This window comes from Planococcus sp. FY231025, from assembly GCF_052078085.1.
Lineage (GTDB): Bacteria > Bacillota > Bacilli > Bacillales_A > Planococcaceae > Planococcus.
On record NZ_JBQJJG010000003.1, the window covers coordinates 152064 to 165026 of the forward strand.

Here is a 12963-nt window from a genome sequence, read left to right on the forward strand (position 1 = left end):
CGGTTTGTTTATGCTTTGATTCGGAATTCTGCAAGATCTGTTTCGATCGCCTTCAATACGTCGACGCTAGATTTCACCAAGTGTTCCGGGAAATGCTCGCTTTCGCCGTACTCGACGCCGTGCGGGTAGTAATGCTTCCCAAGCACCGGCTTCATGACGTGGACGATTGCATCGTTTGAATCGATGTCGCCGTCAACAGCATACGCGAAGACGCGCAGATAATAGGTTCCTTCACGCACGATGAATTTGCGGTCGAAAGTGACGCGCTCGTAATCCCATTGTCCTTCTTTGGTCAAACCATGTCTTTTCATAATATCGTCTAGCAATGCGAAATCTACTCGCAAGTTCTCAAGTCCTGTATTCTCAAAATACATAGGATCTCCTCCTCTATCTCGTAACTGATTATACGCTTCTTTAATAATAGATGAAAATAATGGTTGTTGCAATGGCTAGATTGTGTCAGAATGCAGACGGCTGTTATAATTAATGAAATAGAGCAGGAGGGGGACTGATAGAATGAAGGACTTGTTGCGCATCATGATTTTTCTATCGGTCATCCTGATCGTATTTTTTTATTTTGATACCTCGATTGAAGAAAACGAGCCGCTGGAAGCACCGGTCACGATGGATCCGCTGCCGGCCGATGACCTGGAAGAAGACCCGATGGCAGTGGACCGCCCTTCAGAAGGGATATCAACCTATGTCGGAAAACCGGCAGAAGCATGGCTGGCTGACTACGGGACGCCGGCACGCATGGAACCGTCTGCTTTCGGCTATGAATGGTGGGTCTACAACCAGTCCTTCTCGAGTTTTGTGATGGTCGGCGTCAAGGAGGGGCAGATTGTGCAAGTATATGCTGCAGGCACTGCGGTGGACGCCTCTCCTTATGAAATCGGACAGAAGCTTGAAGACCTGTACCGCTTTACAATAGTAGAAAATGAAATCACAGTAAAATACGGCACGAGCATTTATACGTTCAGCCTAAGCGCTGAAGACACCGGAAGGCGCTTGTTGGTGAGTTTTGAAGATGTCTATGCCCAGCTTTATATTGACGAGGAGGACCATGCCCTCGAAGCGGTCCGCTTTATGGACGCCGAAACATTAATCCGGCATCAGCCTTATGACATGATGTTTACCGGTGAGTTACTGCCAATCACAAAACCTTCATCCACACTGCAAATCGCAATCGACGAAGCGAATGCCAAGCAAATCATCGATTTGACGAATGTCTATCGCCTGCACCACCAGAAACAGGCGCTGGCAGTCAATCCTTCAGTAAGCAGCCTTGCTGCCCTTCATAGCCAGAATACGGCTAAGAAAAACTTGGCTTCCGGCGAGGAAGTGGAGCTGGAAAGTCTCGACAACCGGCTGACGGAGGCAAATATTGAATTTGAAGGTGCGGCCGAAAATACGGCATCGCAATATTTCGATGCGATGGAGGCTGTGCATGGGTGGATCAACTCGGAAAGCCATCGCGATGCCATCCTATCTGACCGGTTCAACGAAATCGGGGTCGGGGCTTTTGGGAAATATTACACCCAGATCCTGGTGCTGCAGGAACCGGATGCTGCCGAAGAGGAATAAAAGCAATCAGCTTTTTTTCTCGACGAGGAAGAACGAGCCTGTGGCCGTTGCGATATGCTTTCCGTCTTCCTGGAAGATATTGCTTTCAATCACCATCGTGTGGCGGCCCTTGCGGATCATGGAGGCTTCTGCCGTGATGGTATCGGAAGTGGCGACGGCCAGATAATGGATCATAAGATTTGTGGTGACTGCGGCCATGCCTGGAGGGGATTCGCTGTTAGCGAGTGTTCCCATGGCTGTGTCGACCAGGACCGCCAGTATTCCGCCGTGCGGGATGGAGATATTATTATGGATGAATGGAGTATTCGGGATCGATACCGCGCTGGTCCCGTTCTCCGTTTCCCGGGTCATATTCAAACTGGCGCTCAAATAAGTACCGAATTCCCCGCGCTGCTTCTTTTCGAAATTCGAGAGGAAGTCGGTCAATATTTTAATATCTTCTGGCGTGCTGTCCGCGAGAATGCGGTTGAATTGGGAAGCTAAGCTATTCATGGAACCATTCCTTTCAATATGTATGAAAATGGGAGTATTTCTGCTATTATGGGATTGTAGGGGAGGAATACACATGTTTATGACCTATGAATGGGCGCAAATCACTGACTCCGGAGAAGAGTTGAGCCAAATGATTCTACAGTCGGAACAGGCTGAACAATACCGGGCAGCCTATAACGCTGTCTATAATGATAAAAATCTTGCAGACGAAATTGCCGCATTTGCCAGATTGAAAGACCAATATGAAGAAGTGCAGCGCTTCGGCAAGTACCATCCGGAATACAGCCGGGTGATGAAGCAGATCCGCATCGATAAACGCCGCCTTGATTTGAATGAGAAAGTGGCGGAGCTGCGGTTTGCGGAAAACAGCCTGCAGGATCTGATGGATCAGGTCAGTTTTATCATCGGAAGATCGGTTTCCGAAGCGGTCAAGATCCCTTCGAGCAATCCGTTCTTCTCATCCGATTCTTCTTGCGGCGGGAGCTGTGGAACCGGCGGAGGCTGCTCTTGTTCAGCATAATGGAACTTGCAATGGTTCTTTTGAAAAGAGTGCAGGACCCATGCGGAAATATGAACAATTTAAAAAATGTGCAACGGCAACGTTGCACATTTTTTTATTGGCTTTTTTTCGTGAAATCCTTTACAGCTTGCATTGCTACATCCGGACGGTCGGTGATGATGCCTTTTGCTCCGGCTGTGAGAAGCGCTTCGATTTCCGAAGCCGCATCGATGGTCCAATAATGGACAGGGATGTTCAAGTTTGCCAGAAACGAGATAAACCTCGGCTGGTCCAGGCGGAACATCGAAGAGCGCACCGGGATCTGAAAGACATCGCTTCTCGGCTTGTAAAGATGGCCGAACTGGCTATTGAAAGCCGTGAACGCCTTCCTCACTTCGTTCTCGCCCGCTCCGATCGCGACGCGGTTTTGTGCATACAGATTAAAGCGGTCAATCTGTTCATCATAAAAACTTGTCACAACGACCCGTGAATGGACGCCGAGTGAATCGATCAGCCGCCAGAGTTTCGACGGCATCAAGCTGCCCTCATAAGCTTCAGGGGAATCTTTGATATCGATATTGATGTACATCTCCGGGAAATCTTCAAGCAGCTCCTTCAATGTCACCACGCCTTCTCCTTTGCCGCGATAGGTATGCGCGCCATCGGCTGCCAGGAAGTGATACCCCAGATCAAGTTTCCGCAGCTCTTCTAGTGTATGCTCCGCCACTCTGCCCGCCCCGTCTGTGGTGCGGTCAAGATATTCATCGTGAAAAACAATGATTTCTTCATCTTTCGTCAAGCGGATGTCAATCTCAAAACCTTTTACGCCGAATCCGGCAGATTTTTTAAAAGCGGCCATCGTGTTCTCCGGGGCGATGGCGCTTCCTCCTCTATGTGCCAATACAATTGGCGACTCATAGCTGAGGACTTCTTTTTTTGGCCGTGCCTGCGGGTTTGCCAGCGCTTTCGAGCCGGCCCAAGCGGCAGCGCCGACAGCAACGGCCGCAAAGCCTATTTTTGTCTTTTTGCCCATGTCGATTTGTGACCCCCTTGAAAATTCAACTAAAGCCATTATAGCGAATTCCGGCTATGAGTGTTAGTTTTACGTGTGGAAATACCTATTGCCCCCGTAAGGCAGAGGTTCGCAGAAGCGGCCGGCGCCTTATCCCGGACCGATTTCCTCAGTTGCGGCCCGTTTCTTTCCTATGGTATTCTAGAAGTTAAGAAAAGAGGGATGATTATGCATGATCGCCAAGGCCTCATCGTCTATGTGCATCACTTGAAACAAGCCAAATCGCTGCGCAAATATGGACATGTCCATTATATTTCGCGCAAGCTTAAATATGCAGTCCTCTATATGGACCAGGATGTCATCGAATCGACCAAGGTGAAATTACTGAAGCTGCCCTATGTCAAGCAAGTGCTGGAGTCGCAGCGGCCGTTTCTGAAAACCGAGTATGAAAACGCAAAACCGGATAAAGCCAAAGAATACGATTACAAAATCGGCCTTTGATTACTGCATCGGCGGAATAAAGTGGTTCAGGCGAAGAATGGCAACCAGGTGGCTGAAGTAGAACCGCTTTTCAGCAAAATGCGAAGAATGCTTCACGTCCATTTTGATCGGAGTGTGGCCCAGCTTCTTCACGGCCTCTTCGAAAATCCCAAGCCGCTTGGAGTTTTCCGGAATGCCCTCCCTGCATATGTAGATCGGCATAAAGCCGCCTTCGGATGCGGGCTCGAATGCAGCAGCGACGGACAAGGTCGGAATGCCCTCCTTTGTCGGCGAAGCAAATATAAACCCATGCTTGAATCGATGGGGATTTGTCGAGATCAGTTCACGAAGTTCATAAAGATCTCCGTAGCCTTCTCCTAATTCGATAAAACGCTGTATCATAAATCCACGTCCTTTCCAGATTTCATTTTACCATTAAAGAAAGTCCATTTCATAAGAAAATCAGTTTATAAGAGGCGATAAAATGCGTGTTGTAGCAGGCTCAGTCAAAGGGCTGCCGCTCAAGGCAGTCCCGGGCACATCCACGAGGCCCACGACAGACAAAGTGAAAGAATCCATATTCAATATGATCGGCCCTTTTTTTGACGGCGGCTATGCCCTCGATCTGTTTGCAGGGAGCGGCGGCCTCGGCATTGAAGCGCTGAGCCGCGGCATTGACCGGGCCATATTCACCGACAAAGACCGGAAAGCCTTAGAGACCATCCACGCAAACCTGGAAAAGACCAGGCTTTCAGGCCAGGCGGAAGTGTTCAAAGCTGACGCTGAACGGGCGCTGAAAGCCATAAAGAAGAATGGTGTGCAGGCACGCCTGTTGTTCCTGGATCCGCCGTACCATATGGAAAAAGCTTACGGGTTGATGGACAAGGCAGCAGAGCTGGGCATTATGACGGATGATTCGATCGTCGTCTGCGAACATGACAGAGATGTCGAGCTCAGCAGCCGCACGAAATATTACGAGCGTTTTAAGAAGGAATTGTACGGCAGCACCATCATTTCAATTTATCGCTTTAAAGGGGAAGAGGGAGAAGATTTTGAGTAAAATTGCAGTTGTGCCAGGAAGTTTCGACCCGATTACAATGGGGCATTTGGATATCATCAAACGGGCTTCGACGATTTTTGATGAAGTCAAAGTGGTGGTATTGAACAACTCCTCCAAAAATCCGCTGTTCACAGTCGAAGAACGGATGGGCTTGATTTCCGAAGTGACGGAATCCATCCCGAATGTCGATGTGGATACATTCAGCGGGCTGCTGATTGATTATTCGGTTGAAGTCAAAGCGAATGCCATTATCCGGGGGCTGCGCGCTGTTTCGGATTTTGAATACGAGATGCAGATTACGTCGATGAACCGTTTCTTGAATGAGAACATTGAAACGCTCTTCATGATTTCAAACAACCAGTATTCGTTCCTCAGCTCGAGCATCGTCAAGGAAGTTGCGAAATATGGAGGCCGTATTTCGGGCCTGGTGCCGCCTGCAGTTGAAGAAGCGTTAAAGTCGAAGTACAAGTAAGCCACGGGTTTCGTGGCTTTTTATCATTTTGCCGAAGGAAGGGGAGCATTCAATGAAAAAGAGAAAAACGGTTTTCTTTGCGGCTGTGGTAGCATCCGCAATTTTATTGTCATCCTATCCCCTGGATTTCTATATAACGCGTCCGGGAGGCGCTTATGAGCTTGGCCCCCTTGTGGAAGTGGCCGGAGGAGATGAAGATGATCAAGGGGAACTGAGCTTGATGACGGTATCCATGCTTGGAGCTACCCCGGCGCTCTATGTCATGGCGAAATTCAGGGATGGCTATAAAGTCCTTCCGGCGGACCAGGTACGGAGTCCGCATGAAAGCGACGAAGAATACAATATCCGTCAACTGAAGATGATGAGCGATTCACAGGTCAACGCCTTGCAGGTGGCGTTTGAGCAGGCCGAAAAGCCTTATGAAATCAGCAATAACGGCGTCTATGTCATGAATGTCCTTGAAGGCGGTGCTGCAGAAGGTGTATTGGCTGCAGGCGACCGCGTGTTGTCAGTGGACGAGCAGGAGTTCACCACCCAAGACCAATTCGTCGACTATTTGGCCGGCAAGGATGAGGGGGAAGCGGTGGACGTGCGCTTCAAGCGCGGAGAGCGGGAAATCAGCGATGTGATCGAACTCGCACCGCTGCCGACAGCGCCGGAGCGGGTCGGGCTCGGCATCTCTTTTGTCGAGAACAAGACCATCCAAACCACTCCGGAAGTGAAAATCGATTCAGAAGAAATCGGCGGTCCGTCTGCCGGGCTGATGTTCACGTTGGAAATCCTCAACCAATTGCTTGATGAGGACATTACCAAAGGCTATGACATTGCAGGCACAGGGACGATGGCGGCGGACGGCAAAGTCGGCCGGATCGGCGGCATCGATCAGAAAGTGATGGCTGCTGACAATGAAGGCATTGAAATCTTTTTCGCTCCCGACGATGAAACGGAAGGCATGGACGAGACGAATTATGACGTCGCCAAAAAAACGGCAGAAAAAATAGGCACCGACATGAAAGTGGTGCCTGTCAAAACGATTGATGATGCGCTAGCATATTTGGACGGCCTTCAGCCGAAATAGCAGGGCGGGGTGGTGAATTCTTTTTTCATGTCGCCTGAACCCATCCCGAGCCCATACATGAAACTTGCATGAATATCGACTTTTCCCATCGGGTCCGCTAAATCGGCGGCCCGGCTAATCAGGGGAAGGGCGATATTCTTTTTTTTCTGATTCAAATATTTTCTTCCGGTTTCCGACATCCCGAGCAGCCGCAGGTAGGAAGGCTCCTCGAACGAACGCAGTTGTTCCCAGGTGAATCCTGTGTAAATGTGAGTCAGCATCCGCTGCAGCCGTGTGCGGGTAAATCGCTTGGATTTGATGAGGCGGATAAACCCGGCAAACTCCGTTTCTTTTTTTGCCGCTTCGTAAATCAGGTGTTCAATGCCTTCCGTGACTTCCGAAAACCGGCTGAGGTTTTTGGGCTTCTCGCGCAAGATGCTGTAGCGGAGCAAGGGGTAAAACCGTTCCCAGCTCCCGAAGGCCCCGTATTCGGCGTAGAACGCTTCGAGCACCTCAAGGGAAGGCGCGGGCAGAAACGCGGACACTTCTTCAATTGAACCTTCTTCGAAAAAAGCGTTGCGGATGCCCGTGGCGCTTGCAATCGATGAATTCCGGTCGACCGGATCATGGTAGCCTGCAGAAATGCGCTGGATGGTCAGCGGCTTCATGGCAGACCCTCTTTTTTCTGCCGCTTCTATGTAATGGAAACCGAGGATGTTGTTGGGCTGTGTCAGATCGGCAAAACCGGATTTGGAACCGGTAAGTTCCGTATAGGCTTTATTCAGCGCCTTGGGGTAGCTGATGCCGGTTTGGACAGCTTTATGGATAGATGCTTCATAAACCGCCCGGTGTTCCCTAAGGAGGCTGTAGGAGGCGTGGAAAGGGCCGATGCTTCCTTGCTCGCTGCCGAAGCAGAAAGACTCGCAGCCGGCTGCATCCAGCAGCGCGATGGCCCCTTTTGCAAAATCCGAGGCCTGCGCTGTCGCATAGACATAAGGCAGTTCGAAGACCAGGTCGATGCCATTGGCGAGCGCCATTTGGGTGCGCGCCCATTTATCCGCAAATGCCGGCTCGCCGCGCTGGAGGAACTGCCCGCTCATCACCGCGATTACGGCATCCGCACCTGAAACTTTTTTTGCCTGCCTCGCATGGTGGAGATGGCCGTTATGGAATGGATTGTATTCGACAACGATGCCTGTAGCTTTCATTTGATCCGCCCCTTTGTTAAACTTACAATACAGTATACCGATGATGGGTTTGCCCTGACAAGATTTTATCTTGACATCCTTTTCTGTGCATTATATAATCAACTTTGTTGTCTTAGAGGTGATACTTATGAAAATGGCGATTCAACAGCTTCAAAAGCATCGCAAAGACGGGATGCCAATTGACCAGACTGTTCGATTGGAGGATGTGAAAAAGCGCAATAGCGATATTCGCGATATTTCACCCATCCGCGTTACAGGACATTGCACAATTGGTTCGCAACAAATCACGTGCAGGCTCCATCTCGAAGGCATGCTCATTTTGCCTTGTGCACGAACTTGGGAAGACGTTGAATTCCCGGTGGACATCGATTCGGTGGAAATATTCTCTTGGTCTGAAAAAGACCGGGGAAGCAAGGATGATAATGTTCATTTTGTAGATGCTGAAACGATCGATCTTCAGCCTGTACTCGAAGAACTTATTTTGCTTGAGATACCGATACAGGTCTTCAAGGAAGATGCAGACGAAGCCGTTATCAAAGGCGGCAAAGACTGGTCGTATTCGACAGATGAGCAAGTGGAAGCAGAGAAAGCTGAAGCACCACCAAAACCGGATCCAAGACTTGCTGATTTAGCAAAGTATTTTGATCAGTCAGATGAATAGAATCATTGTAAGGAGGTGTCACCAATGGCTGTACCAGCTAGAAGAACGTCCAAAACCGTTAAAAGAAAACGCCGTACACATTTCAAATTGTCAGTGCCGGGCATGGTAACTTGCCCAAGCTGTGGCGAATCGAAATTGGCTCACCACGTCTGCAAAGCATGTGGATCATACAAAGGGAAAGAAGTAGTAGCAAGCAAATAAAACAGTATTTGCTGCTGAAAGGCTATTGAGAGGCCATGGCTCTCGATAGCCTTTTTCTCTATCCAAAAATGAGGAGTGATGGGACATGTCGTATAAAATCGAAGTGGCGGATGCGGTCATGACTTTTACGATCGACCGGCCCGAAATCCGCAATGCCATCAATACCGAGGTCATGGAAGGGCTCGAAAAAATGGTGGCGCAAGTACATAATTCAGAAATCCGGTTTGTCGTCATCACGGCAGCCGGCACCCACGCTTTCTGTTCAGGCGGCGATCTCTCCGTATTCCATGAGTTGCGGACGGAAGAGCAGGCATACGGCATGCTGAAGCGCATGAGCGATGTCCTGTATGCCATCAAGACCTTGCCGGTTCCTGTAATAGCGGCCGTCAATGGTGCAGCAGTCGGCGGCGGCTGCGAGATTGCGACCGCTTGCGATTTCCGTTTGGTCCGTGAGCATGCAAAATGCGGATTTATCCAAGGGACCTTGGCGATCACGAGCGGCTGGGGAGGGGGGACGTACCTTTTTGAAACGCTTGCCCATGACCGTGCGCTGATGATGCTCGGACAGGCCCGTGCGTTCGGTTCAAGTGAACTTGAAAAGATCGGCTGGGCCACCAAAATCATACGCGAGGATGCAGACATCGCCGATTTCCTGGAATCGCTGAAGAAAATCCGTCCGGAAGTCCACCGGGCGTATAAAGAAATGGCCATCCGCAAATGGGCTGCTGCTGATTTAAGAGGGCGCGTTGACCAGGAAGTCCGCCGCTGCGCAGAATTGTGGGAAAAAGACGCCCACCATGAAGAAGTGGACCGCTTCCTGGCGAAAACGAAAAAGTGAATGCGTTTGAAGGCTTCCAAACCGGAAGCCTTTTTATTATGCTTTGAAGTTCCGCCAGGCTGACTATTTTTTGCATGCGCAGGTGACCCGGACTGTGCAGGGAATTTATAGGTGCGGCTAACGGCATGCCCATCTTCACGCTTTCCGAAAGCCGCTAAAATATAAAATTTTCCGCCAATAGTTGAAATCGCTTACAAAATTCGTATATGCTATAGAAGGGAGAAAAACATTGGGGGTATTTCTAATATGAAAAAAATCCTAATTGCAAACCGGGGCGAAATTGCACGGCGGATCATCCGCACATGCGAACGGCTCGGGATTGAAACGGTTGCCATCCACTCTGAGGCTGATGGGGATCTGCCTTACGTCAGTGAAGCGACCGAAGCTGTATTGATCGGACCAAATCCGGTCGTGCAGTCGTATCTGCAAGCAGACAAAATTATTGAAGCCGCAAAGGCGCATAACGCCGAAGCGATTCATCCCGGCTATGGGTTATTGTCGGAAAACGCGGACTTTGCCCGCAAAGTGGCAGAAGCTGGCCTGATCTTTATCGGACCTTCCGCAACTATCATAGAAAAGATGGGCGATAAGCTCGAATCACGCCAGACCATGGCCAAAGCAGGCGTCCCTGTAGTGCCTGGAACGGTCGATGGGGTCGCTACGATTGAAGAAGCCCTTGAAGAAGCGGGTAAGATCGGCTATCCGCTGATGCTTAAAGCAAGTGCTGGCGGCGGCGGAATCGGCATGGTGCGCTGTGATAATGAGCAAGCGCTCAGTCAGCAGTTCGCTTCCGTCAAAAACCGCGCCAAGGCCTATTTCGGTGATGATGTCGTATACCTGGAGAAATTCATCGCGGATTCGCGCCACATCGAAGTCCAGATTTTCGGCGATGCACACGGCAACATCGTTCATCTGTTCGAACGCAATTGTTCGGTGCAGCGCCGCAACCAGAAAGTGATCGAAGAGTCGCCGTCACCGGATCTGCCGGAAGACGTGCGCCAGCGGTTATGCGACGCAGCGGTCAAAGCGGCAAAAGCTGTCAGCTACACGAACGCCGGGACTGTTGAATTCATCGTAGACCAGAACAACGAGTTTTATTTCCTTGAAATGAACACACGGCTTCAAGTGGAGCATCCGGTCACGGAAGAAGTGACGGGGTTCGATTTGGTGGAGTGGCAGCTCGACGTGGCGACTGGCGGAACTTTGCCGTCCCAGGACAGCATCCGTTCAACGGGCCATTCCATCGAATACCGCATCTATGCGGAAGACCCGAAAACATTCTTCCCGTCACCGGGCTTGCTGCAGACGGTCGAGTGGGGGCCGGGAGCACGCATTGAAACCGGCTATGAACAAGGCAACACCGTTACGCCATTCTATGATCCGATGATTTCTAAAGTGATCATAACCGGCGCGGATCGGGCAGAAGCCTTGCACAAGTCACAAGCATTTTTCGACCAAACGGAAATAATCGGGGTAAAAACAAATCTTCCGCTGTACAAGGAATTTATCGGTTCGGAAGAATTTGTCTCCGGCGAATACGCAACGTCCGTATTGCCGGAATGGATGGTTAAAATAAAGGAGGAACAAGGATCATGAAAGAATTGAAAGCGTCAATGGCAGGAACAGTATTAAGCGTATTGGTATCCGAAGGGGATGCCGTTACACCGGGGCAGGCTGTCATCATGCTCGAGTCGATGAAGATGGAGATTCCGGTCGAATCGGAAACAGCAGGAAGCGTCGAGAAGATCCACGTTGAAGTGGGAAGCTTCGTCAACGAAGAAGAAACACTGATCACATTAGCAGAATAAGCACTGTTTACACAAAGGGGGCGTCATAGATGACAAAAACGAGTGAAACGACCGGCTATAACGAACGCTTGGAACAAAAACTCGCGTCGATTTTCGCAGGGGGTCATCCGAAATACCACGAAAAAATGAAGGAAAGCAATAAACTATTTGTACGGGACCGGCTGAAGCTCCTGTTCGACGATGAAAATTACGTCGAAGACGGCAGATTCGCCAATGTCGAAGCAGGCGACTTGCCGGCCGACGGCGTGGTAACAGCCATCGGGAAAGTGAACGGGGAAACCGTTTGCGTCATGGCGAACGATTCTACAGTAAAAGCCGGTTCCTGGGGTTCGCGGACGGTCGAGAAGATCATCCGCATCCAGGAAACTGCTGAAAAGATGCAGGTTCCGATGCTTTATCTGGTCGATTCGGCAGGGGCGCGCATTACGGACCAGCTGGATATGTTTCCTAACCGTAGGGGTGCGGGCAGGATTTTCCACAACCAGGTGAGAATGTCCGGAATGGTGCCGCAGATCTGCGTACTATTCGGCCCTTCTGCTGCCGGTGGTGCTTATATCCCGGCTTTCTGTGATATCGTCATCATGGTTGACGGCAACGCATCAATGTATCTGGGATCTCCGCGGATGGCTGAAAAAGTCATCGGCGAAAAAGTGACGCTTGAAGAAATGGGCGGCGCGCGCATGCATTGCTCAGTGAGCGGCGTCGGCGACGTACTGGCTGCAAATGAGGAAGAAGCGATTTCAGAAGCCCGCCGCTATTTGGCGTTCTTCCCGGCGAACTTTGCCGTCAAGCCGGAACGGATCGAAGCGAAAGCTGCGAAAGCCGGACGGACGCTCGAACAGATCATTCCGGAAAACCAGAATGCGCCGTTTGATATGTATGAACTGATCGACCAGTTAGTGGACGAAGGCAGCTTTTTCGACATCAAGAAATTGTTCGCCGGCGAATTGATTACGGGCATCGCCCGCATCGACGGCCAAGTGGTCGGCATCCTTGCCAACCAACCGAAAGTCAAAGGGGGCGTCCTCTTCGGAGACTCAGCCGATAAAGGCGCAAAATTCATCAACCTCTGCGACGCGTTCTCGATTCCGCTCCTGTTCCTTGCAGATGTGCCAGGATTCATGATCGGGACGAAAGTGGAACGTGCAGGCATCATCCGCCACGGCGCGAAATTCATCGCGGCGATGAGCTCAGCGACCGTTCCGAAGATTTCGGTCATCGTCCGAAAGGCATACGGCGCCGGATTGTATGCCATGGCCGGCCCGGCATTCGAGCCGGACGTCTGCATCGCGCTTCCGACTGCGCAAATTGCGGTAATGGGGCCTGAAGCAGCCGTCAATGCGGTTTATTCGAATAAAATCGAAGCAATCGAAGATCCGAAAGAACGCATCAAATATGTTCAGGAGAAACACCGCGAATACAAGGAAGAAATCGATATCTATAAATTGGCATCCGAATTGATCGTCGATGAGATCGTGGCGCCGCATCAATTGCGCGGAGTCGTTTCCCAGCGATTGGCATTTTATGAAACAAAAGAAATGCCTTTGCCGTATCGAAAACATGCCGTTTATCCTGTATAATAAAATAAACC

General features: G+C 50.4%; 17 protein-coding genes. 12 read left to right on the top strand and 5 right to left on the bottom strand.

Going from position 1 to position 12963, the window contains the following annotated elements; all coding sequences use genetic code 11:
* Positions 1 to 8: 8 nt before the first annotated feature.
* On the bottom strand, positions 9 to 374 hold the full coding sequence (locus ACTL32_RS03020) for a YugN family protein (protein WP_441340084.1): 366 nt from the start codon (positions 372 to 374) through the stop codon (positions 9 to 11).
* 142 nt (positions 375 to 516) lie between these two features.
* On the opposite strand from ACTL32_RS03020, the gene ACTL32_RS03025 reads away from it, so the two are divergent.
* Positions 517 to 1584 carry a CAP domain-containing protein gene (locus tag ACTL32_RS03025; protein ID WP_441340085.1) on the top strand — a complete coding sequence of 356 codons (1068 nt, stop codon included), beginning with the start codon at positions 517 to 519 and terminating at the stop codon, positions 1582 to 1584.
* Positions 1585 to 1590: 6 nt separating this feature from the next.
* Here ACTL32_RS03025 and ACTL32_RS03030 read toward each other — a convergent pair whose 3' ends face one another.
* Positions 1591 to 2076 (bottom strand): PaaI family thioesterase, encoded by a 486-nt coding sequence (locus tag ACTL32_RS03030; protein ID WP_441340086.1) that lies wholly within the window; start codon positions 2074 to 2076, stop codon positions 1591 to 1593.
* Positions 2077 to 2149: 73 nt separating this feature from the next.
* Here ACTL32_RS03030 and ACTL32_RS03035 point away from each other — a divergent pair, with 73 nt between their 5' ends.
* Positions 2150 to 2596, top strand: coding sequence for a YlbF family regulator (locus ACTL32_RS03035; protein WP_441340087.1), 447 nt, complete (start codon positions 2150 to 2152; stop codon positions 2594 to 2596).
* A gap of 94 nt (positions 2597 to 2690) precedes the next feature.
* On the opposite strand, the gene ACTL32_RS03040 is transcribed toward ACTL32_RS03035, so the two are convergent.
* Positions 2691 to 3608 (bottom strand): glycerophosphodiester phosphodiesterase, encoded by a 918-nt coding sequence (locus tag ACTL32_RS03040; RefSeq protein WP_441340088.1) that lies wholly within the window; start codon positions 3606 to 3608, stop codon positions 2691 to 2693.
* 207 nt (positions 3609 to 3815) lie between these two features.
* Between ACTL32_RS03040 and ACTL32_RS03045 the strand changes: the two genes are divergently transcribed.
* Positions 3816 to 4088 (top strand): YlbG family protein, encoded by a 273-nt coding sequence (locus ACTL32_RS03045; protein WP_441340089.1) that lies wholly within the window; start codon positions 3816 to 3818, stop codon positions 4086 to 4088.
* Here the strand turns inward: ACTL32_RS03045 and ACTL32_RS03050 are convergent, their stop codons facing one another.
* Entirely contained in the window at positions 4089 to 4469 is a 381-nt protein-coding gene (locus ACTL32_RS03050; RefSeq protein WP_441340090.1) for a DUF7147 family protein, read from the bottom strand.
* 82 nt (positions 4470 to 4551) lie between these two features.
* On the opposite strand from ACTL32_RS03050, the gene rsmD reads away from it, so the two are divergent.
* Genes rsmD through ACTL32_RS03065 form a run of 3 tightly spaced genes read left to right on the top strand, consistent with a single transcriptional unit; the run spans position 4552 to position 6677 of the window.
* Positions 4552 to 5127, top strand: coding sequence for a 16S rRNA (guanine(966)-N(2))-methyltransferase RsmD (rsmD, locus tag ACTL32_RS03055; RefSeq protein ID WP_441340091.1), 576 nt, complete (start codon positions 4552 to 4554; stop codon positions 5125 to 5127).
* Positions 5120 to 5599, top strand: coding sequence for a pantetheine-phosphate adenylyltransferase (coaD, locus tag ACTL32_RS03060; RefSeq protein WP_441340092.1), 480 nt, complete (start codon positions 5120 to 5122; stop codon positions 5597 to 5599). Before rsmD ends, coaD begins: the two co-directional genes overlap by 8 nt.
* 52 nt (positions 5600 to 5651) lie before the next feature.
* Complete coding sequence (locus tag ACTL32_RS03065) at positions 5652 to 6677, top strand: SepM family pheromone-processing serine protease (RefSeq protein WP_441340093.1); 1026 nt, start codon at positions 5652 to 5654, stop codon at positions 6675 to 6677.
* On the opposite strand, the gene ACTL32_RS03070 is transcribed toward ACTL32_RS03065, so the two are convergent.
* Positions 6665 to 7864, bottom strand: coding sequence for a nucleotidyltransferase (locus ACTL32_RS03070; protein WP_441340094.1), 1200 nt, complete (start codon positions 7862 to 7864; stop codon positions 6665 to 6667). The genes ACTL32_RS03065 and ACTL32_RS03070 overlap by 13 nt on opposite strands.
* 127 nt (positions 7865 to 7991) lie before the next feature.
* On the opposite strand from ACTL32_RS03070, the gene ACTL32_RS03075 reads away from it, so the two are divergent.
* The 6 genes from ACTL32_RS03075 to ACTL32_RS03100 all read left to right on the top strand — a co-directional run bounded on the left by ACTL32_RS03075 (position 7992) and on the right by ACTL32_RS03100 (position 12952).
* On the top strand, positions 7992 to 8525 hold the full coding sequence (locus ACTL32_RS03075; RefSeq protein ID WP_204892586.1) for a YceD family protein: 534 nt from the start codon (positions 7992 to 7994) through the stop codon (positions 8523 to 8525).
* Positions 8526 to 8549: 24 nt separating this feature from the next.
* A complete protein-coding gene (gene rpmF / locus ACTL32_RS03080; RefSeq protein ID WP_204892585.1) occupies positions 8550 to 8726 on the top strand; it encodes a 50S ribosomal protein L32 in 177 nt (58 codons plus the stop codon).
* An 85-nt stretch (positions 8727 to 8811) separates the two neighbouring features.
* On the top strand, positions 8812 to 9564 hold the full coding sequence (locus ACTL32_RS03085) for an enoyl-CoA hydratase/isomerase family protein (RefSeq protein WP_441340095.1): 753 nt from the start codon (positions 8812 to 8814) through the stop codon (positions 9562 to 9564).
* Between the two features lie 246 nt (positions 9565 to 9810).
* Complete coding sequence (locus ACTL32_RS03090) at positions 9811 to 11160, top strand: acetyl-CoA carboxylase biotin carboxylase subunit (RefSeq protein ID WP_441340096.1); 1350 nt, start codon at positions 9811 to 9813, stop codon at positions 11158 to 11160.
* Positions 11157 to 11372, top strand: coding sequence for a biotin/lipoyl-containing protein (locus ACTL32_RS03095; RefSeq protein WP_441340097.1), 216 nt, complete (start codon positions 11157 to 11159; stop codon positions 11370 to 11372). Before ACTL32_RS03090 ends, ACTL32_RS03095 begins: the two co-directional genes overlap by 4 nt.
* Positions 11373 to 11401: 29 nt before the next feature.
* Positions 11402 to 12952, top strand: coding sequence for an acyl-CoA carboxylase subunit beta (locus tag ACTL32_RS03100; RefSeq protein ID WP_441340098.1), 1551 nt, complete (start codon positions 11402 to 11404; stop codon positions 12950 to 12952).
* The last annotated feature ends 11 nt before the right edge of the window (positions 12953 to 12963 follow it).